General features: G+C 62.5%; 13 protein-coding genes and 1 pseudogene. 9 read left to right on the top strand and 5 right to left on the bottom strand.

All coding sequences use genetic code 11. The features are described 5' to 3' along the window. Nucleotides 1–68: 68 nt before the first annotated feature. The 3 genes from ACN9MY_RS08400 to ACN9MY_RS08410 are packed head-to-tail and all read left to right on the top strand — an operon-like array spanning nucleotide 69 to nucleotide 2,968. Nucleotides 69–1,277 (top strand): urate hydroxylase PuuD, encoded by a 1,209-nt coding sequence (locus ACN9MY_RS08400; protein WP_426337136.1) that lies wholly within the window; start codon nucleotides 69–71, stop codon nucleotides 1,275–1,277. Continuing rightward, a complete protein-coding gene (locus tag ACN9MY_RS08405) occupies nucleotides 1,277–2,503 on the top strand; it encodes an ArgE/DapE family deacylase (protein ID WP_426337137.1) in 1,227 nt (408 codons plus the stop codon). Before ACN9MY_RS08400 ends, ACN9MY_RS08405 begins: the two co-directional genes overlap by 1 nt. A 12-nt stretch (nucleotides 2,504–2,515) precedes the next feature. After that, entirely contained in the window at nucleotides 2,516–2,968 is a 453-nt protein-coding gene (locus ACN9MY_RS08410; protein ID WP_426169586.1) for an acyl-CoA thioesterase, read from the top strand. Here the strand turns inward: ACN9MY_RS08410 and ACN9MY_RS08415 are convergent. Further along, nucleotides 2,961–5,324 carry a prolyl oligopeptidase family serine peptidase gene (locus ACN9MY_RS08415; protein ID WP_426321663.1) on the bottom strand — a complete coding sequence of 788 codons (2,364 nt, stop codon included), beginning with the start codon at nucleotides 5,322–5,324 and terminating at the stop codon, nucleotides 2,961–2,963. The two genes, ACN9MY_RS08410 and ACN9MY_RS08415, sit on opposite strands and share 8 nt — an antisense overlap. 142 nt (nucleotides 5,325–5,466) lie before the next feature. Between ACN9MY_RS08415 and ACN9MY_RS08420 the strand changes: the two genes are divergently transcribed. Next, on the top strand, nucleotides 5,467–6,807 hold the full coding sequence (locus tag ACN9MY_RS08420) for a S41 family peptidase (RefSeq protein WP_426321665.1): 1,341 nt from the start codon (nucleotides 5,467–5,469) through the stop codon (nucleotides 6,805–6,807). Nucleotides 6,808–6,856: 49 nt separating this feature from the next. On the opposite strand, the gene ACN9MY_RS08425 is transcribed toward ACN9MY_RS08420, so the two are convergent. After that, nucleotides 6,857–7,336 (bottom strand): outer membrane beta-barrel protein, encoded by a 480-nt coding sequence (locus tag ACN9MY_RS08425; protein WP_426321667.1) that lies wholly within the window; start codon nucleotides 7,334–7,336, stop codon nucleotides 6,857–6,859. Nucleotides 7,337–7,454: 118 nt separating this feature from the next. On the opposite strand from ACN9MY_RS08425, the gene ACN9MY_RS08430 reads away from it, so the two are divergent. Further along, nucleotides 7,455–9,770 (top strand): DNA polymerase II, encoded by a 2,316-nt coding sequence (locus ACN9MY_RS08430; RefSeq protein ID WP_426321669.1) that lies wholly within the window; start codon nucleotides 7,455–7,457, stop codon nucleotides 9,768–9,770. Here the strand turns inward: ACN9MY_RS08430 and ACN9MY_RS08435 are convergent. The 3 genes from ACN9MY_RS08435 to ACN9MY_RS08445 all read right to left on the bottom strand — a co-directional run bounded on the left by ACN9MY_RS08435 (nucleotide 9,767) and on the right by ACN9MY_RS08445 (nucleotide 12,213). Beyond that, entirely contained in the window at nucleotides 9,767–10,309 is a 543-nt protein-coding gene (locus ACN9MY_RS08435; protein ID WP_426321672.1) for a hypothetical protein, read from the bottom strand. The two genes, ACN9MY_RS08430 and ACN9MY_RS08435, sit on opposite strands and share 4 nt — an antisense overlap. Before the next feature lie 178 nt (nucleotides 10,310–10,487). Beyond that, entirely contained in the window at nucleotides 10,488–11,390 is a 903-nt protein-coding gene (locus ACN9MY_RS08440) for a DMT family transporter (RefSeq protein WP_426321674.1), read from the bottom strand. Between the two features lie 58 nt (nucleotides 11,391–11,448). After that, complete coding sequence (locus ACN9MY_RS08445; RefSeq protein WP_426321676.1) at nucleotides 11,449–12,213, bottom strand: helix-turn-helix domain-containing protein; 765 nt, start codon at nucleotides 12,211–12,213, stop codon at nucleotides 11,449–11,451. Nucleotides 12,214–12,360: 147 nt separating this feature from the next. Between ACN9MY_RS08445 and ACN9MY_RS08450 the strand changes: the two genes are divergently transcribed. From ACN9MY_RS08450 to ACN9MY_RS08465, 4 genes and pseudogenes are all read left to right on the top strand, one after another. After that, complete coding sequence (locus ACN9MY_RS08450) at nucleotides 12,361–13,113, top strand: carbohydrate-binding family 9-like protein (RefSeq protein WP_426321678.1); 753 nt, start codon at nucleotides 12,361–12,363, stop codon at nucleotides 13,111–13,113. A gap of 218 nt (nucleotides 13,114–13,331) precedes the next feature. Then, on the top strand, nucleotides 13,332–16,430 hold the full coding sequence (locus ACN9MY_RS08455; protein WP_426321680.1) for a TonB-dependent receptor: 3,099 nt from the start codon (nucleotides 13,332–13,334) through the stop codon (nucleotides 16,428–16,430). Between the two features lie 63 nt (nucleotides 16,431–16,493). Further along, nucleotides 16,494–18,010, top strand: a pseudogene (locus ACN9MY_RS08460) (tryptophan halogenase family protein). Continuing rightward, nucleotides 18,007–20,655: a beta-mannosidase gene (locus ACN9MY_RS08465; RefSeq protein WP_426321684.1), complete on the top strand. Its 2,649-nt coding sequence runs from the start codon at nucleotides 18,007–18,009 to the stop codon at nucleotides 20,653–20,655. Before ACN9MY_RS08460 ends, ACN9MY_RS08465 begins: the two are co-directional and overlap by 4 nt. The last annotated feature ends 107 nt before the right edge of the window (nucleotides 20,656–20,762 follow it).

Genomic DNA, 20,762 nt, shown 5'->3' on the forward strand with positions numbered 1-20,762 from the left:
TTCATGTTGTGGGGGCTCGAAAACGCGTATCTTCGATAGATTGCCACTTCTTCAACTCAAGGATTTACATGGATTACCTGCTGCCCTACGGCCTGGAATGGGCGAACCTGCTGGTACGCTGGCTGCACATCATCACGGGCATTGCCTGGATCGGCGCGTCGTTCTATTTCGTCTGGCTGGACAATTCGATCCGGCCACCGGCGCCGGGCTCGGACCTGGCGAAGAAGGGCGTCTCCGGCGAATTGTGGGCGGTGCACGGCGGCGGTTTCTATAACCCGCAGAAATACCTGGTGGCGCCGGCCGAACTGCCGAAGGAGTTGCACTGGTTCAAGTGGGAGGCTTACAGCACCTGGCTGTCGGGCATCGCGCTGCTGACCTTCGCCTATTATTTCAACGCGCAGGCGATGATGGTGGACAAGCAGGTGGCGGATCTCTCCAGCCTGCAGGCTGTCGGCATTGGCATCGGCTTCCTGGTGGCAGGCTGGGTGGTGTACGACGCGTTGTGCCGCTCGCCGCTGGGCAAGAGCGAGAAGTGGCTTGGCCTGGTGGTATTCCTGCTGCTGGTTGCCGCGGCCTATGCGCTGACTCACCTGCTGAGCGGGCGTGCTGCCTTCATCCACATCGGCGCCATGATCGGCACGATCATGGTGGCCAACGTGGCAATGCTGATCATTCCTGGCCAGCGCAAGATGGTGCAGGCGATGCAGGCGGGCAGCCTGCCGGATCCGATCCATGGCATCAAGGCCAAGCAGCGCAGCGTGCATAACAACTACTTCACGCTGCCGGTGCTGTTCATCATGATCAGCAACCATTATGCGATGACTTACCAGAACAAGAATGCCTGGCTGGTGCTCGGCTTCATCATGGCCGCCGGGGTCTTCATTCGCCATTTCTTCAACCTGCGCCACAAGGGCCGTATAGAATGGCGCTATCCCGTCATTGGCGTAGCGCTGCTGCTGGCGGTTGCTGTGGCGATTGCGCCGTCCAAGCCTGCTGTCGTGAGGCCAGCCGCCGACCCTGCTGCGCAATTCGCGAAAGTGAAAGCGATCGTCGATCAGCGCTGCCTGGCCTGCCATTCGGCCACACCGACGCAGCCCGGCTTTGCCACGGCGCCGGCTGGCGTGATGTTCGATACGGCCGATCAGGTGCACGAGCGTGCAGCCCAGATTCACAAGCGCGCTGTGGAGCAGAAGGACATGCCGATCGGTAACCTGACCAATATGACCGAGGCGGAACGCGCCGAACTGGGCGCATGGTTCGCCGCAGGAGCGAAATAATGAACGACAAACTCACCCAATGGATCGACGACCATTTCGACGAGGAAGTGGCCTTCCTGCAGCAGGTGCTGCGCGTGCCGACCGATACGCCGCCCGGCAACAACACGCCGCATGCGGAAACCGTGGCGGGCATGGTAAAAGCCTATGGCTGGAACGCCGAGAAGCACGCCGTGCCGGAACAGGAAGTGCGGGACTACGGCATGGAGTCGATCACCAACCTGATCATCCGCCGCCCGTACGAAGCCGGCGGCCCGACGATCGCGCTGAATGCCCACGGCGACGTGGTGCCGCCGGGCGAGGGCTGGACGTATCCGCCCTACGGCGGGGTGATCGACGACGGCTATATCTACGGCCGCGCAGCAGCTGTATCGAAATGCGACTTCGCTACCTACATCTTCGCCGTGCGCGCGCTGGAAGCGCTGGGCGTCAAGCTGAAAGGCGGCGTGGAGCTGCATTTCACGTATGACGAGGAATTTGGCGGCCTGCTGGGCCCAGGCTACCTGCTGCGCGAAAAGCTGACCAGGCCGGATTACGTGATCGCGGCAGGCTTCAGCTACAACATCGTTACCGCGCACAATGCCTGCCTCCAGCTTGAGATCACGGTGCACGGCAAGTCTGGCCATGGCGCCATGCCGGAAACCGGGCATGACGCGCTGCAGGCGGCAACGAAGATCCTGAATGCGGTCTACGGCCAGTTGCCTGAGCTGAAAAAGATCAAATCGAAGGTGCCAGGCATCGATTCACCGACCATGCTGGTGGGCCGCATCGACGGCGGCACCAATACCAATGTCGTGCCGGGCAAGGTCGTGATGAAGCTGGACCGCCGCATGATCCCGGAAGAGGACCCGGTGGCGGTGGAGGCGCAGGTGCGCAAGCTGATCGAAGAGGCAGTGCAGGGTGAACCCGGGATTCGTCTCGAGATCAAGCGCCTGTTGCTGTCGCACGCCTTGCGTCCGCTGCCGGCCGGCGAAAAGATGGTGGCCAGGCTGCAGAAGAACGCGCGCGAGGTGCTGGGCGAGGATATCCCGGCGGTCGGCACGCCGCTGTACGCCGATGCGCGACTGTACGGCGAACAAGGCATTCCCGCAGTACTATATGGCGCAGGGCCGCGCAGCGTGCCCGAATCGAATGCCAAGAAGGCAGATGAAAAACTGCTGCTGGAAGATTTGCGCAAGGCGACCAAGATCGTGGCCCTGACTTTGCTGGACTTCCTCGCAGCCGAGTAAGGGGGAGTGGCAATGTTTGAACGCAAGATGCTGGCCGGCTGGGGCGATATGGATTTCAACAGCCATATGGCCAACACGGCATACCTGAACAAGGCGGGCGATATCCGCATGATGTTCCTGGGCGAGAATGGGTTCCCGATGGCGGAATTCAAGCGCCTGAATATCGGCCCGGTCGTGATGAAGGACGATATCGCGTATTTCAAGGAAGTGCTGCTGATGGATACCATCACCGTCACGCTGGCGCTGGCCGGGATGTCTCAGGATGGCAGCCGCTGGATGCTGCGCAGCGACGTGTATCGCAGTGATGGCAAGCTGTCCGCCCGGATCAACAGCTCGGGCGGCTGGCTGGACCTGACGGCGCGCAAGCTGGTCACGCCGCCGCCGGCGCTGCTGGCAGCCTGGCACTCGCTGTATCAGACAGACGACTTCCAGGCGTTGCCAAGCAGCGTGGCGAAACCTACTTGAGGGTGCTCTCGAACAGCTTGTAGATGCGGCGGTACTGGTCGTACCAGCTCTCAGGCTGGACGTAGGCATGGCGTTCCATTGGATACGCCGCCAGTTCCCAGTTGTCCTTTTTCAGTTCGATGAAGCGCTGCGCCATGCGCACCGAATCCTGGAAGAACACATTGTCGTCCACCATGCCGTGGGCGATCAGCAGGTGGCCTTTCAGCTTGTCCGCGTACTCGATCGGCGAAGATTTGCGGTAAGCCTCCGGGTCGATGTCCGGCGTATTCAGGATGTTGGCGGTGTAGCCGTGGTTATAGGTGGTCCAGTCGGTCACCGGGCGCAGCGCGGCGCCGGCCTTGAACAGCTCCGGTTCGCGCAGCAGCGCCATGAAGGTCATGAAGCCGCCATAGCTGCCGCCGTAGATACCGACCTTGTCGATGTCGCCCTGGTGGTTCGCTGCCAGCCATTTGGCGCCGTCCACATAATCGTCCAGTTCAGGATGGCCCATCTGGCGATAGATCGCCGTGCGCCAGTCGCGTCCATAGCCCTTCGACGCGCGGTAATCCATGTCCAGCACGATGTAGCCCTTTTCAACCAGCAGGTTGTGGAACATCTGCTCGCGGAAGTAGTTCGGGAAGCGGTTGTGCGTGTTCTGCAGGTAGCCTGCGCCGTGCACGAACATCACGATCGGGTACTTCTTGCCCGGTTCCAGCGTGGCCGGGCGATACAGCTTGGACCAGATCGGCTGGCCAGCGCCGTGGGTCGACGGCACGGCCACCATCTGCGGCTGGATCCATTCGCGTGTCTTGTATTCGGCGCTGCGGGTATCGGTCAGCCTGGTTGCTGCGCCGCCGGTAGCAGGCACGGTAGCCAGTTGCGAAGGGACGTAGGCCGATGAATAGTGGACCAGCAGCTTGCGCTGGTCAGGCGACAGGTCGAACTGTTCGACGCCTCCATTGAGCTGGGTGACTTCGCGCACGGTGGCGTCCTTGGCTGAAGCGGAGCACACCTCGTATTCGCCGGGCGTGCGGCGGTTGCACAGCATATAGGCCAGGGTGCCGTCGGCGTTCCACTTCACGTTCGATGCTTCCCATTTGCCGCTGGTCAGGGCGCGCTGCTTGCCGTCGGCGCCGAGGGTGTACAGGTGGGCGTATCCGGTTTCCTCGGACATGAACCACAGCGTGTTGTTGTCCGGCAGCCAGCCGAAGTCGTTGTAGCTGTAGTTGATCCAGGCATTGTCGGTCAGGCGGTGCAGGGACTTCAGCTTGGCGCCTTCCAGGTCGATGCCGGCCAGCCAGCGGTCTTTATTGTCCACGGTGCGCAGCATGACGGCGACCTTGGCGCCGTTGTCGCTCCAGGCAATGCCGTCGCCTTCATCGGCTTCCAGGCGGGTGGCGCGGTTGCCCTTCAGGGCCGGCTGCTTGGCTGCTTCGCGCAGGCTGGCCAGCGGGTCGGTGGCGATGCCCGGCAGGGAATCGAAGGACAGGTCCTTGATGGCGCCGGTGCGCAGGTCCACCAGTTTGAGCGATTGCGCCAGCGGCAGGTTGCGGCCAACGCGAGCACGCTGGTCGTCGAATTCTTCGTAGCCCGACTCGGTCACGTAGCGCGGCATCTTGCCGACGCGGCCGTTCTCGCTGCTTTTCGGCGAAGTGGCGACCACCAGCCAGCGCCCATCTGGCGACAGAGATGAGGCATCGATGGATACCTTGTCGCCAAAGTAAAGCGGCGCCGGCGCGCGGGTGGCGTCGGCAGCGCGTTCGGCTTTGGCGCGGGCGCGTGTCTCGTCGCGTTCATCCTTCTGGCGCTTGAGGGTGGTGATCAGGCGCAGCTGCAGGTCGCGCAAGTAGTCTTCATCCGGTGCGGCGGCCGGGTCCTTGGCGGCGCGCGGCAAGGCGACAGGGGAGAGCAGGCGCTCGGCGCGGCTCCAGCTGAACCAGTCGTTGCCGACCTTGAACTGCACGCTGCGGCCATCTGCCGAGTACTGGGGGGAGGAAGCGTTGGCAGTGCCGCGGCTGATCTGCACCAGGGCGCCGGATTTCAGGTCGCGTTCGAACAGGTCGCCGTTGCGCAGCACGATGGCGCGGGTGCGCTCGCGATTGAACACCATGTTCGGGCTGTCCTGGTTGGACAGCTCGGAGTCCGCCACCAGGCGCGGCTTGTCGCCGGCCTGGAAGGTGTCGCGCAGCGAGGAGCCGACGCGCTTTTGTTTATAGAAAATCTGCTTGCCGTCCCAGCTCCACCATGCCGCTTCAACTGGCGTGCCGATCCAGTCCGGGTGGGACATGGCCTGGTCGAGGGTGATGGGGGTTGGGCTAGTGGCAAATGCGGGGGCTGCCAGCAGGGCTGCCAGCAAGGGAAGTGCAAGTGGTCGCATGGTCTCGAAAGGGAAATGAAGAACTTCGAGGAAGGATTCTAACAGCCGCCCCCTGTACGAAAAGTATCAGGCTTGTAACAGGGTAGCGCCGGCGCCGCCGGGCCTCTAGAATGTCGGGCATTCAGCACATTCAGGAGACAAAATGGCAAAAAGCCATGTAGCGGCGCTGGTCCTGGCCTTGATGGCCGCCGGCGCGATGGCGCAGCAGCAGCCTGCCATGCAGTGGGAAACCGCGGCATTGGCGGGCTCTTATAAAGAAAACATCAGCGAGGATGAAAAGGTCGCCGGCCTGTCCAAGCTGTGGTCGGAAGTCAAATACAACTTCGTCGATACCGCCACCCTGGAAAAGCTGGACTGGGACAAGCTGTACCTGGAAGCCCTGCCGCGCGTGCGCGCAACGCGCAGTACTGAAGACTATTACCGCGTGCTGACGGAACTGGTGGCCAGGCTGAAAGATGGTCACACCAACGTGATGGTGCCAAACGAGCTGTCCGACCGCATGGGCGGCCTGCCGCTGCTGGTGACCCGGCCGGTCGAAGGCCGCGTCATCGTGACCGAAGTCCTGGACCCCGGCTTGCGCGCCAAGGGCATCATGCCCGGACTGGAAGTGGTGGCGGTGGATGGCGCCGAAGTGAAGGCTTACGTAGCCCGCGAGATCACGCCGTATGTGAGTGCCTCCTCGCCGCAGGACGAAGCACTGCGCGCCTTCGGCACCCAGTTCCTGCGTGGTGCGGCCGGCTCGGCCGTGCGCGCGACCTTCCGCGATGCTGCTGGTAAGCAGTTCGACCAGCAGCTTGCGCGCGTGGGCCGGGAAGCCCGCAAGGCCGCTGCCGCCAACTTTCCTTCGTTTGAGTTCAGCATGCTGCCGGGCGACGTTGCCTACGTTGCGTTGAACAGCTTCGATGACAACAGTGCGGCAGACGCCTGGATGGCCGCCTTCGCCGACATTGCCAAGTCTTCGGCGCTGGTGATTGATGTGCGCCGCAATGGCGGTGGCAATTCGGAAGTGGGCTACAAGATCCTGTCGACGCTGGATGACAAGGCTTTCCTGACCAGCCGCTGGGCCACCCGCGACTATAAGCCGGCCTGGCGCGCCTGGGAAAAGGCACAGCCGATGTACGCCGAAGCTTCCGATGTGGTGCAGCCCGACCCGCAGCGCCAATACAAAAAGCCGGTGCTGGTGCTGACCAGCGCAGCGACCTTCTCGGCGGCGGAAGATTTTGCCGTGGCTTTCGATGTCATGCAGCGCGGTACCCTGGTGGGCGAGGCGACCGCTGGCAGCACCGGCCAGCCGCTCTTCATCAAACTGCCGGGCGGCGGCAGTGCGCGCATCTGCACGAAACAGGATACTTATCCGGACGGCCGCGCCTTCGTCGGCGTGGGTGTGCAGCCGCAGCACCTGGTCAAGCAAACGGTTGAAGGCGTACGGGCAGGCCGCGACGAAGTCCTGGAAGCAGCCCTGGCTTCACTGCAGCCCAAATAGAAAAAAGCCACCGGACCAGGTCCGGCGGCTCTCTGTGCGAAGCAACAGCTTAGAAGTGGTAAGCCACGCCAGCGCTGATGTTGTTCGAGCCGCTAATTGGACGCTGCCATTCAACACGGCCGCTGATTTCTTTGGTGAACTGGTAGCTCACGCCAACGCCGAACAGCGCTTTGTTTTCGTGTTCTTTTTCGCCAAGAGCCTTGGCTTCAACGCGGTTGTAGCCCACGCGGCCGTACACGGCAACTTGGTCAGCCACTGGTACGGAGCCGATTACGGACAGTGCCAGTTGGTTGGTTTTCAGGTCAACGCCCAGGATGTCCCACTTACCCAGGTTGCGGTAGCCGGCTTCAATGGCGAAGTTCTCGTCGAACTGGTAGCCTGCGAAGATGCCGTAGGAGGCTTTACGGCCGTCCAGGTCTTCGTGCTTGCTCGAGCCCACGTCGCCGCCGACGTAGAACGATGGTTCAGCTGCGGATGCAGCGAAGGATGCTACTGCCAGCAGGGTGGCAGCGGTGATTTGCTTGATCATTTTAAGTGTTCCTATTTCTAGTTAGGTTGCCTGCTCTTGATACAAGGCAACATACTATTCTAGCAATGTTATTTTAATGTTGCAAGTGTACTGTGCTTGCATACAGTATAATTTCAGCATGCCTGGTTTTATCCTCACCCGCGCCTGGCGCGACGCCCGCGACGGCACGGAAATCGAGTTCTGGCTCGCGACCGACGACGGCCCCCGCAAAATATTGCTGACAGCACAAGCTTCGGTGGCTTTCGCCGAGGCTTCGCTGCGCGAAACGATTGCGACCCTGGTGGCGGGCATGCCGGGCATCGACATTCGCGAAGTTGCACTCAAGACATTCCAGCGCGAGCCGGTGGTCGGCATCTACGCCAGCCATTACAAGCAGTTGCTGGCGCTGGAGCGCAAGCTGGGCGAGCGCGGCATCCGCCTGTACGAGGCGGACATCAAGCCGCCGGAACGCTACCTGATGGAACGCTTCATCACGGCCGGCGTGGACTTCGAGGGTGGCAAGCTGCGTCCCGCGCCGGCATACCGCCCGCACCTGCGCATGGTGTCGCTTGATATCGAAACCAGCGCTTTCGGCGACCTGTACTCGATCGCGCTGGAAGGCTGCGGCCAGCGCCAGGTCTACATGCTGGGCGAACAGCCGGCCGCGCCGCCCGCGGTGGATTTCGACCTCGAATACTGCCCGACCCCGCGTCGCGTGATCGAGAAACTCAACGAGTGGTTCCGCGTGCACGATCCGGACGCCATCATCGGCTGGAGCGTGGTGCAGTTCGACCTGCAAACGCTGCAAAAGAATGCCGAAAAATACAAGGTGCCGCTGCTGCTGGGCCGTGAAGGCCGTCCGGTCGAATGGCGTACCCACCAGGCGCGCGACGGCTACGTGTTCGCCACCATTCCTGGCCGCATCGCCATCGACGGCATCGAGGCCTTGCGCGCCGCGTCATGGAGTTTCCCTTCCTTCAGCCTGGAGAACGTGTCGCAAGCCTTGCTGGGGGAGGGCAAGGAAATCGGCAGCGACTACGACAAGATGGCCGAGATCGAGCGCCGCTTCCGTGAAGACAAGCCGGCCCTGGCCACCTACAACCTGAAAGACTGCGAGCTGGTGACGCGCATCTTCGAGAAGACGCGCGTGATGGACTTCATCCTGGAGCGCTCCCACGTGACGGGGCTGGTGCCCGACCATATGGGCGGTTCGATTGCCGCTTTCAGCCACCAGTACCTGCCGCGCATGCATCGCGAAGGCTATGTGGCGCCGAATGTCGGCGAAATTCCGGCCGTGGCGTCGCCCGGCGGCTTCGTGATGGATTCACGCCCCGGCCTGTACGACTCGGTGGTGGTGCTGGACTTCAAGAGCCTGTATCCGTCCATCATCCGCTCCTTCCTTGTCGACCCGGTCGGCATGGTCGAAGGCGAGGCGGAGGCGGAAGCCGGCGGCGATTCCGTACCCGGCATGCGCGGCGCCCAATTCTCGCGTACCCGCCACTGCCTTCCTGCCATCACCACCCAGCTCTGGCAGGGCCGCGATGCCGCCAAGCGCGAAAAGAACGATGCCCTGTCGACCGCGCTCAAGCTGCTGATGAATTCCTTCGTCGGCGTGCTCGGTTCCACCGACTGCCGCTTCTACCACCCGCAGCTGATTTCCTCCGTCACCTTGCGCGGCCACGAACTGCTCAAGCTCACGCGAGAGCTGGTGGAAAAGGAGGGCTATGAAGCGATCTACGGCGATACCGACTCCATCTTCATCTGGCTCAAGCGGCCGCATGAAACGGAGGAGGCGCTTGCAATTGCGCGCGCGCTGGTTGCCAAGATCAACAAATGGTGGAAGGATCGCTTGCACAGGAAATACAAGCTGCAGAGCTACCTGGAGATCGAGTTCGATACGTACTACCGGAAGTTTTTCATGCCGACGATCCGCGGTACCGACATGGGCAGCAAGAAGCGCTATGCGGGACTGACCAGCGACGGCGACATCATTTACCGCGGCCTGGAAGTGGCGCGCAGCGACTGGACCCCGCTGGCGCAGCAATTCCAGCAAGGCCTGTTTGCCCGCATTTTCCGCAACGAGCCTTACCAGGACTTCGTGCGCGAATATGCGCGCGATACGCTGTCCGGCGCCCACGATGAACTGCTGGTGTACCGCAAGCGCTTGCGCCATCGTCTCGACGAATACCAGGTCAACGTGCCGCCGCAGGTGCGCGCCGCGCGCCTGGCCGATGAATTCAACAAGGCACAAGGCCGGCCGCTGCGCTACCAGAACGGAGGCCGTATCAGCTATGTCGTCACCACCAGCGGACCGGAGCCGCTGGAAGTGCAGCGCTCACCGATCGATTACCAGCACTATCTCGACAAGCAACTGCAGCCGATCGCCGACGCCATCCTGCTGCCGCTGCACGACAGTTTCGCTGCCCTGACCACGGCGCAGCAGGCACTGTTTTAGTTGCGCGGCATCGACAGGCGCATGACCCATTTGGTGAAGAACAGCAGCAAGACAGTGCCGGCCAGGTCGCCCAATGCCATCACGGCAAAGCCTTGCAGCAGGTGGCCGCGCCCCTCGTACAGGGCAAACCAGATGTGGTGCAGCAGGGGGCTGGCCACGGAATAGGCGAAAGCGCACGCCAGCACCTGCCAGGCGGCCAGGCTGGCGAGCGAGCCTTGCAGGTCGAGCCAGCGCCTGGCGCCAAGGTAGACCAGGTAGGGCGCCGCGCTGGCCAGGATGCCGCCGGCAAAGGCACGCACAGGATCATGCGGGAAGAGGACGAGGAAGCAGTAAAGCCAGGAAACGGCCAGCAGGCCTATCGCGCCTGCTTCGGCAAAAAGCAGGGTGGCCAGCAAGCGCACGCCGGCCGGCAGGTAGATCCAGTTGATCCCTTCGGCGAACTCGAGTTGCTTGAACAGCAGTTCATTGATCAGCAGCGCGGCGCCGAACATGACCATTGTGGCGAGGATCATGGAAAGGTTCTGGCGGATGCTTGCCATGCTGATAGCTTGTCGTGGACGAATCGCCAAATCTTACCGAAAATGCGTGGCCCGGCGCAATCAGCCGTCAAATGGCCATGACAAATTGCGCGCCCCCAGCAACAGAGCAGCGATCGTGCATCAATGCTGCATTGCGATGCACAAGCTGCCCGGCCGTCGCGCCGGGCGTGCGTCGCCGTCAGCTTGAGGCATTCCTCCCGTGGGCTAGCGCGCAGGTGGCCACGCCTGCCACAAGCAAGGCCATTGCAGCGGTCTCGATTGCGGTTGGCCAGCGCGCTTCCCAAAGGAAGCCATACAGCGCCGCAAACAGCGTCTCGAACACGATCATCTGGCCGGTCAGCGTCAGCGGCAAGGCACGGCTGGCATAGTTCCAGAAACCGTTGCCGATGATGGAACAGAGTATGGCAACGCTGGTCACGACCGCTGCGAAGTACAGCCATTCCGAATTGCTGTGCTGCGGCGCTGCGGACGACAGGGCCGGCACCGCCAGCAGCAGCGCTTCGGCGCCGGTGACCAGGCCGGTGAGCATGCTCCATTCATGCGGCGTGACGGTCCCGAGGCGCGCCAGCCAGCGGCTGTTGCCGACTGCGTAAGCCGTCCAGGAAGCGAGGGCGCCGCTGGCATACAGCACGCCAGCCAGCGATCCGGTTTGAAGGTGCTGCCAGCTGATGCAAAACAGGCCTGCGGTGCTGAGGGCAATCGAAGGCAGCAGGCTGCGCAAGGGGACGGCGCCGGCATCGCGGCTGCCGACCAGGGTGATCACCACCGGCAGCAGGCCGATCACGATCGAGGCCATGGCGATGCCGCCAGTCTGCACCGCCTGCGCCAGGAAAAAGTAGTAGACGATATTGCCCGAGAAACTGAGCCAGGCGAGCGCCTTCCACTCGCGCCAGGCCAGCCTGGCGAACAGGCCGCGCCACGAGCGCGATACCAGGATGGCTGCGATCAGGCCGTAAGCGACGTAGCGCCCAGCCGAGAGCTGGATCGGCGTGAAGCCGCGCGTCAGTTCGGGCGCGAGAAAAACCAGTCCCCAGAATGCACCGGCGATGATGCCGGCAATAATGCCAAGTGAAATATTCAACGTCCATCTCCCAAATGGGACATGGTGGACGTCGCGCACTGCATGGTCTTGGCGCGGCCTACTGGATTTTTGTCGCAGGCTCCCGTCCCTGGCGACGATACGCCGCCGGCGTGGTGTCGAGCCGGCTGCGCATGGCGCGGGTGAGGGCGCTCTGGTCGCCGAAACCGCTATTCAATGCAATGTCCGCAATCGGCAGGCCGGTATGGCGCAGCAGTTCGCAGGCGCGATTGAGGCGCATGGAGAGAAGCCAGGCGCGTGGGCTGGTATTCAGCTGGTCCTGGAACAAGGCGTGCAGGCGGCTTACGCTCATGCACGCAAACTGCGCCATCGACTCGGTCGTCCAGGGCAGTGCAAGATTGGCTTCAGTATGCGCCAGCAGGGCGGCCAGGCGCGATTGCAGGCGTGGCGGCTCAAGCATGAGCGTATCCAGCATCAGCGGAACCCAGCCCTGGAGCAGCGATGGCGGCGCGGCGTGCGCTGCGACGGAAAGCTGCATGAACTCGACCAGTTTGCGCGCCGCAGGGCTGATGTCGGCAAATGGCCGCTGCGCGATGCGCTCCCAGATCGGGTGCACCATGGTGGCTTGGTCGACGTCGACGATCAGGGAGTGATTCGCCACGGCGCTCTGCTGCGAATGCCATGCACCCGCCACGACGACAGCACCTCTCAAGGGATTCAGGAGCGCGCCTTTGCCTTCGATGTCGAGCTCCACTTCGCCGGACAGTGGCAGCACCAGCTGGGCAAACGCGTGCTGGTCCGCCGCCCACCGCTCGCCGTAGCTGCGGATGTCGATAGCGGAGGAAGGCGGATGGATGATAGGCACTGCGACACCTGAAATGCTGGATTGATGGCTCCAGTTTACTAAAGTTCGCTAAAGTGTGGCCAGAATGTGCGGAGCCTGTTGAACAGGTCTTGTCTCCTTGCTATAACTTTTGCCGAGACATGGAGGGACACCTGGATGAAGGAAGTTGTGACAGCATTCGCGGCCCTGCTGGCCGCCGCCATTCCTGCCGTGGCCGCGGATTCCTCGCCGCTTGCCTATGAATGCCTGCGGGCTGCGAGCCCGATCATTATTGACGGAAGGCTGGACGACCCTGCATGGAAAAATGCGCCATGGACTTCCGATTTTGTCGACATCGAAGGCGAGCGCAGGCCCAAGCCGAAATTCCGCACCCGCGTGAGAATGCTGTGGGACGACCAATACCTGTATATCGCGGCCGAACTCGAAGAGCCGGAGGTGAAGGCGACGCTGACCCAGCGCGACTCGGTCATTTTCAAGGACAACGATTTCGAGGTCTTCATCAAGCCGCTGCCTGCCACCAAAAGCTATTACGAATTCGAGATCAACGCCCTCAACACGGGCTGGGACCTGCACCTGCCCAAGCCTTACAACGAAGGCGGACAAGCGGATAACAGCTGGGACATCAAGGGACTGAAGACGGCCACCGCCGTGTACGGAACCCTGAACCGGTCCGGCGACAAGGACCGGGGCTGGAGCGTGGAAATCGCCTATCCGCTGGATGCCTTCGCCTCGCGCCAGGCAGTGCCGCATCCCCGCCCTGGCACCACCTGGCGCATCAATTTCAGCCGAGTGGAATGGACCGCGGGCCAGCCAAAGGAGGACAACTGGGTATGGGCGCCGCAAGGCGTGATCGACATGCACGTGCCCGGCCGCTGGGGCTACCTGCGCTTTTCCGAAAATATTTCCACACTAAACAAATAGTCGCAAATCCGCCGCACTCTTGTTTACTAATCAAAACTAAACTTCATTCATTCTCTGAAAGTTTGTTGAAGTGCCATAGCCTCCTTTGTAAGAATTCTCCTTGAGTGGACGCGATCCCATCGATGTGCAGACGGCATCATCGTCGTTTAGTAAATCGAGGATCCGAGGCTTGCTACCGCGATATAAAGCCCGCAAGAGGGCATAACCAGGAGACCCGCATGACGTTCAGAACCCATCTCGCATCACGGCAGCGCGGCTGCCGCGCGACGCCCATCGCCATGGCGGTGAGCGTGGCACTGCTTTCCCTTGCAAGCGCCCAGGCGCAGACCGCGTCCACCGGGCAGGCGTCCGAGCAAAAGGCCGACCCGAATACCGTGGTCGTTACCGGTTACCGCTATGCGATCGAGAAGAGCCTTGACCAGAAGCGAGACGCCAATTCGATCGTTGAAGTGATCACCGCCGAAGATATCGGCAAGTTCCCGGACAAGAACGTGGCCGACGCGCTGCAGCGCGTGCCGGGCGTGGTGGTGACCCGCAGCGGCGGCGAGGGCAAGAACGTCAGCGTGCGCGGCCTGTCGTCGGAACTGACCCTGACCCAATTGAATGGCAACTATATCGCCACCGCAGAATCGAATGGCGATCCATCGCGCTCGTTCAATTACACGCTGCTGCCATCGAATATGCTGTCCAGCGCGGAACTGTTCAAGACCCCGGAAGCGCGCATCGATGAAGGCGGAGTTGGCGGTACCGTGATCTTGCATACCCGCCGTCCGCTGGAAGTAAAGTCCGGTTCCGGCTTCGTTTCCGCCGAGGGCACCTGGGCCGACACCACCAGGAAGACCGACGGCCAGTTCTCCGGCCAGTACGCCTGGCACGACGAGGACAACCGCTTCGGCATCCTGGTCGGCCTGACCAGCCAGAAGCGCACCACCCGCACCATGGGCGCCAGTACTGAGAACTGGCAATGGTATGGCGACGATTACGACGCCCACCCTGCCACCGACGTCAATGGCAAGCCTTCGGACCTGAGCTCTTACTGGTGGGGCCAGTCGGGCTTCTACGACCAGGGCGGCAAGTACTACGCCAACTTCATGATGCCGACTTCGGTCAACCTGAGCGTGAAGAACGAGGAGCGTGAACGCAAGGGCGGCCAGATGACGCTGCAGTTCAAGCCGGTCCGCAACCTGACCCTGACTGCCAATTACTTCCGTTTCGACCTGAAGCAGAATTCGCAGACCAATATCCTGAAGGTGCCTGAGTGGAATTTGGCCCGCTACAGCGGCGACGGCAACTGGCCGGGCGGCCGCATGCTGGATGGCCTGACTTTCGACCGCAGCGGCACCCTGGTGACCGGTGCGCAGTACAGCGTCCACCCCGGCAAAGCCTATTATTGCAGCGAGGCGCAAGCGGCGGCGGCCGGCCAGCAGCCTGGCGGCTGGGGCCCGGACGATTGCACCATTCCGACGCCGCAAATCACCGGCAGCTACAACCACGAGAAGTCGCTGTCGCAGACCGCCGACTTCGAAGCCGAATGGCGCGGCAAGTCGATGGACGGCATTTTCAAGTTCGGCCGTACCTGGGCCAACGGTGGCCCGCAAATGCAGATGACGATGCCGATCAAGCCGCGTGTCCAGAATGCGGACGGCAGCTGGACCCTCGGCAACTACGCCAGCTCCTGGAACACAGTCGGCACGCCGGCCATGGTGTTCTCGCCGGAGCTGATGGCCAACCTGGCCAAGGGCATCGGCGAAATCGACCTCGGTTCCACCTCATCCTCGTGGACGAAGAACAGCACCCAGCAGAAGTACGCCCAGGCCGACATGACCTGGCATGCCGACAGCAACTGGCTGGATTCGCTGCAGTTCGGCGCCAAGTATCGCAAGGGCGGCACCCATCGCGCCACCGGAAACAACTACTGGGTTTGCAAGGGCGCGGATCCAAAGGATTACGACATGCGCTACCAGGCAGGCTGCGATTCGAGCGCGAACAAGTTCCAGCCGCAGTTCCTGTACGGCCAGTCCCTGGGCAACCTGGCAGGCGGCATCAATGCCAGCGCATTCCCGGCGATTGACTACCCGGCCTATATCTCTTTCCTGAACCAGAACTATGGCCAGATGCAGACGCGTAACGAAGACAACTTCGTCTACAACGTGGACGAAAAGATCTCTTCGGCATATCTGCAGGCCAATGTGAAGGCCGATCGCCTGCGCGGCAACGTCGGCGTGCGCCTGGTGCGTACCCGGCAGCACGCCGATTCGACCGACCAGGTGGAAAGCTACAAAGACTACTTCTTCAACGGCGCCAATGGCAGCCCGGCACCTTGCCAGGCCGGCGGCTTGCCGGCTGCCGGCGCGCCTGCCGGTTCCGGCTGCACCAGCGGCTTTACCCGCCTGCCGGACAGCATCGCCCGTGATTCGTCGTTCGTGGTCAGCTCGCTCGACCGTACCTACAACGACGTGCTGCCAAGCTTTAACCTGGCCTATGACCTGACCTCGAACCTGCTGCTGCGTGCCGCCGCCTCCAAGGTGATCTCGCGTCCAAGCTACAACGACATCGCTTCGCCAGGCGCCCTGCGCTATTACAGCCAGGAGTACGTCAACGACCGCCGCCTGATCGGCGGCGGCGACCAGCAAGGCTGGTTCGGCGAAGGCAGCAACAAGCAGCTCGAGCCCTACAAGGCCAAGCAGGTCGACTTGGGCCTGGAGTGGTATTTCCATCGCGGCTCGGTGCTCGGCATCGACTTGTTCCGCAAGAACGTCAGCAACTTTGCGGTGCCGGTGGTGCGCGACGTGACCCTGAACGTGGGCGGCCAGAACGTGACCGTGCAGCGCTACTCGACCAGCGCCGGCGGCCGCGACGGCGTGTCGAAAGGCGTTGAGCTGTACGCCCAGCATACGCTGGACATGGGCCTGGGCTTCCAGTTCAACTACACCTACAACAAGACCAACCAGGCCGACATCACGATGGAAGATGGCACCAGGATCGGCAAGTCGCCGCTGGTCGGCAGCGCCAGGAACCAGGTGAACCTGACCGTGTTCTACGAGACCGACAAGTTCCTGGCGCGTGCGTCGTACAACCGTCGCGGCGAAGTGGTCGATGGCCTGGTCAACGGCTTGAACGTGTATGAAGAGCCGTACTACCAGGTCGACCTGAACGTGGCCTACAACATCACCAGGGAGTTGAGCCTGACCGCCTCGGTGCTGAACCTGACCAGGGAAGAGACGCGTTCCCACCTGGGTAACGACACCAAGGACCGCTTCTACTCCAACGGTTATGCCGGCCGTATTGCCTACTTTGGCTTGAACTACAAGTTCTGATGCTTCCCTCTTTCCTCCCCATGCCGTGCGGCTGGGGAGGTTTTTTCCTGTTTTGGGCCTGCCATGAACCAGCACAACCGAATCAGCAAGATCACCATCGCCGGCGGAGGGAGCGCAGGCTGGCTGGCCGCGGCAGCCCTGGCCACCTACCTCGGCAAGGGAGCCTCGGTGCGCCTGGTCGAGTCCGAGGAAATCGGCATCGTCGGCGTAGGCGAGGCGAGCGTGCCGCATATCCGCCTGTTCAATGGCCAGATGCTCGGCATCGATGAAGCAGAGTTCATGAAGCGCACCCAGGGCACGATCAAGCTCGGTATTGAATTCAAGGACTGGAGCCGCATCGGCGACAGCTATATCCATGGCTTCGGCACCATAGGCCGCTCGGTCGGGCCGCTGCCTTTCCACCAGTTCTGGCTGAAACTGTTCCAGTCCGGGCGCGCCGCGCCCATTGGAGAATACTCGCCGCAAACCGTGATGGCGCCGCAAGGCAAGTTCGCGCCCGGCGATCGCCGTGCAGCCCAGGGCTCGCCGCTGGCCGACATCGCCTATGCCTACCATTTCGACGCCAGCCTGTATGCGCGCTTCCTGCGCGAGCTGGGCGAGCAGCGCGGAGTGCAGCGCATCGAAGGCAAGATCGTTGGCGTCAAGCAGCGCGCCGACGACGGCTTTATCGAATCGGTGACGCTGGAAAGCGGCCAGGTAGTCGATGGAGAATTGTTCATCGATTGTTCCGGCTTCCGCGCGCTGCTGATCGAGCAGACGCTGAAAACCGGCTATGTGGACTGGTCGCACTGGCTGCCATGCGACCGCGCCATGGCCGTGCCTTGCGAAGGCGTGGCGCCGATCGCACCGTACACGCGTTCCACCGCCCGCACGGCAGGCTGGCAGTGGCGCATCCCGCTGCAGCACCGCACCGGCAATGGCTATGTATATTCGAGCCGGCATATCAGCGATGACGAAGCGGCTGCGACCCTGCTGGCGAACCTGGACGGCAAGGCGCTGGCCGAGCCGCGTGCGCTGCGCTTCACTACCGGCATGCGCCAGAAATTCTGGAACAGTTGGTGGCGCTGGGGCTGGCCAGCGGTTTCCTCGAACCGCTCGAATCCACCAGCATCTACCTGGCGCAATCGGGCATTACCCGCCTGCTGGGGCTTTTCCCCAAGCGCGACTTCAACCCCTTGCTGGCGGAGCGCTTCAACCGCGAATCGGCGTTCGAATATGAACGGGTGCGCGATTTCCTGATCCTGCACTACAACGCCACCGAACGCAACGACTCGCCGTTCTGGGACTACTGCCGCACCATGCCCGTCCCTGACAGCCTGCGCGAGACGGTCGACTTGTTCCGCTGCGATGGCCGCTATTTCCGCAACGGCGAGGATTTCTTCGCCTTGCCAAGCTGGGTGCAGGTGATGCTGGGGCAGCGCATCATGCCGCAAGGCTATCATCCGATCGTCGACGACATGCCCGAAGAAAAGCTGGTTGACGTGGTCGAAAGCATGCGGGCGATGCTGGCCAATGCGGTCGACGCGATGCCGGTCCACCAGGATTGGATTGAGCGCCACTGGAAGGCGGCCGCGCCATGAGCACCCACCTGTACTGGCGTTCCCTGGCGGCCCTGATGCTGGGCCTTTGCCTTGCCGTGGTCGCCGTTGTGGCGACGGCTGCCACGCCAGGGCGCAGCGTAATCGATGGCGGTTGGGCCTTCCGCCTCATGCCCGGCAACGCGCAGCTGGCTGCGCATCCCGAAGCCTTGCCATGGCATGCGGCGAAAGTGCCAGGTACCGTGCATACCGACCTGCTTGCGAACAAGCTGATCCCCGATCCCTACGTTGGCGCGCCGGAAGCCGGCTTGCAATGGATCGGCCTGGCGGACTGGGAATACCGCACCCGTTTCGAGGCACCGCGCAGGGCAAAACGCAGCGACCTGGTATTCGAAGGCCTGGATACCTTCGCCGAGGTTTGGCTGAATGGAGAGAAGTTGTTCGAGGCGGACAATGCCTTCCGCACCTGGCGCATTCCGGTGCAGGACAAGCTGCGCGCGAAGGGCAACGAATTGCGCGTCGTCTTGCGTTCGCCGATCAGCCGCCTGCTGCCGGCCGTGCGGGCCATGCCGCGCAAGCTGGCCGGAAACTATCCCTCGCCCTATGGCGACGAATCGGCGGACGCGATGACAGCCAATTTCGCCCGCAAGCCGGGTTATCACTATGGATGGGATTGGGGGCCGCGCTACGTCAGCGCCGGCATCTGGCAACCGGTTGTGCTGGAAAGTTGGGACGCCGTGCGCATCGATAACCTGCAACTGAGGCAGGACCGCGTCGACCAGGCGCGCGCCGACATTGCCGCGGTCGTGCTGGCCGAAGCGGTGCGCGATGGCGCCTTCGACTTGCGCCTGTGGCAGGTCGCGCCGGACGGCAAGCGCTCGCTGGCGGCACTGCGACGCGTCGAGCTGCGCGCTGGCGACAACCGCATCGAACTTCCCGTGCGCATCGACCGCCCGCAACGCTGGTTCCCCAATGGATATGGGGCGCAGCCGCTGTACCGCTTCGAGCTGGAAATCGGCGACGGCAAGGCGGTTGCGGCCAGGGCCCGCGCCCGCACCGGTTTGCGCAGCGTCGCGCTGCGCCGTGAAGCGGACGACAAGGGCAGGAGTTTCTATTTCGAGGTCAACGGCATTCCGGTATTCGCCAAAGGTGCGAACAGCATCCCGTTCGACATGTTCCAGCCGCGCGTGGGCAAGGCGCAATTGCGCCGCGTGCTGCAATCGGCGCGCGACGCCAATATGAACTTCCTGCGCAGTTGGGGCGGCGGCTATTATGAAAGCGACGATTTCTTCGATCTCGCCGACGAACTTGGCCTGCTGGTATGGCAGGACTTCATGTTCGGCGGAGGCATGCAGCCGGCCTACGACGACGCCTTCCGCGCCAATGTGATCGCGGAAGCGCGCGACAATGTTCGGCGCCTGCGCAACCATCCGAGCCTTGTCCTGTGGTGCGGCAATAACGAGGAAGAAATCGCCTGGAAGTACTGGGGGCCGGGCAAGGCAATGACGGAAGCCGATCCGGAGTTCGCCGGCAAGGTGTGGAATGGCTATGTGCAGCTTTTCGGAACCGACCTGCGCAAGGTCGTGGCGGAAGAGGGGGGCGGGATTTCCTATTGGGCCAGCTCGCCCAGCGACGACCTGGCCGAAGTTGCCAATACGCCGGCCAGCGGCGACATGCATTACTGGGAAGTGTGGGGCAATCCGGCGTATCCGCCGTCGAAGTATCTGGAGATCACGCCGCGCTTCATGTCCGAGTACGGTTTGCAGGCGTGGCCGGTACAGCGCACGATCGAGGCTTTCGCCAGCCGTGGCCAGCAAGGCATCGCCACGCCGCTCATCGAGGCGCACCAGAAATTCATGGCAGGGAAGGGCAATGAACGCCTGATGAAGTACGTGAATTTCGAGTTCGGCGACCCGAAGGACTTTTCCAGTTTTGTCTATTTAAGCCAGGTGGCGCAGGCGGAAGGCATCGAGCTTGCAGCGTTGCACCATCGCGCCAGCCGGCCATACACAATGGGATCGCTGTACTGGCAACTCAATGACGTCTGGCCAGGAGCCTCGTGGTCGAGCGTGGACTGGTTCGGACGCTGGAAGGCGTTGCATTTCCATGCGCGCCGTTTCTACGCGCCTGTGGCCGTGGCAGCCCTGCGGAACGCTGAAGGCAGAACGAGGGTCAGCCTGCTCAACGACCGTACGCACCATGTGCGGGGCGAGCTGCGGCTGCGCCTGATGACGCTGGACGGCAAGCTGCTGCGTGACGAGCGCAAACCGGTGGAACTCGCACCGCTGTCGGCGTCGCAGTTGGCCAACTATAGCGACGCCGAGTTGCTTGGAAATGCTGATCCGGCGTCGACGGTCGCGGTCTTCGATTTGCAGTCGGAGGGCGAACCGGCCTCGCGCCGCGTGGTGTACTTCATGGCTGCCAAGGACATGCGCTGGCCCGATCCCGGCCTGCGCTCGGAATTGCGCCGGGACGGCGGCGGCGCCAGGCTCGCACTGCGCGCGACGAAGTTGGCCCGCGCAGTGTGGATCGACTTCGGCGACACCGATGCAGGGATTGCCGACAACGCGATGACGCTGCTGCCCGGGGAAGCCGTGGACCTGCACATTGCTTCCAGTGCCAGCCTGGCGACGCTGCGCACGGCGCTGCGACTGCGCTCATTGGCCGATGAGCTGCGTGTTTACTAAAACTGGCTAAAGATGATTGCTTCCGGCTGCTTTTGTTGACGCCTGCAAAAGGCGGCTGATATAAAACTTACCTATACCGGGAGCGAGAAAAGGCATTTCCGCTCGAC

Origin of the sequence: Pseudoduganella sp. R-31, assembly GCF_049913235.1 — a bacterium.
Taxonomy (GTDB): domain Bacteria; phylum Pseudomonadota; class Gammaproteobacteria; order Burkholderiales; family Burkholderiaceae_D; genus Rugamonas.

Coding starts and splice junctions, on each gene's coding strand:
- ACN9MY_RS08435 (WP_426321672.1), bottom strand. CDS start 10,309: ATGGCAAGCATCCGCCAGAACCTTTCCATGATCCTCGCCACAATGGTC.
- ACN9MY_RS08415 (WP_426321663.1), bottom strand. CDS start 5,324: ATGCGACCACTTGCACTTCCCTTGCTGGCAGCCCTGCTGGCAGCCCCC.
- ACN9MY_RS08465 (WP_426321684.1), top strand. CDS start 18,007: ATGAGCACCCACCTGTACTGGCGTTCCCTGGCGGCCCTGATGCTGGGC.
- ACN9MY_RS08420 (WP_426321665.1), top strand. CDS start 5,467: ATGGCAAAAAGCCATGTAGCGGCGCTGGTCCTGGCCTTGATGGCCGCC.
- ACN9MY_RS08400 (WP_426337136.1), top strand. CDS start 69: ATGGATTACCTGCTGCCCTACGGCCTGGAATGGGCGAACCTGCTGGTA.
- ACN9MY_RS08410 (WP_426169586.1), top strand. CDS start 2,516: ATGTTTGAACGCAAGATGCTGGCCGGCTGGGGCGATATGGATTTCAAC.
- ACN9MY_RS08405 (WP_426337137.1), top strand. CDS start 1,277: ATGAACGACAAACTCACCCAATGGATCGACGACCATTTCGACGAGGAA.
- ACN9MY_RS08455 (WP_426321680.1), top strand. CDS start 13,332: ATGACGTTCAGAACCCATCTCGCATCACGGCAGCGCGGCTGCCGCGCG.
- ACN9MY_RS08425 (WP_426321667.1), bottom strand. CDS start 7,336: ATGATCAAGCAAATCACCGCTGCCACCCTGCTGGCAGTAGCATCCTTC.
- ACN9MY_RS08430 (WP_426321669.1), top strand. CDS start 7,455: ATGCCTGGTTTTATCCTCACCCGCGCCTGGCGCGACGCCCGCGACGGC.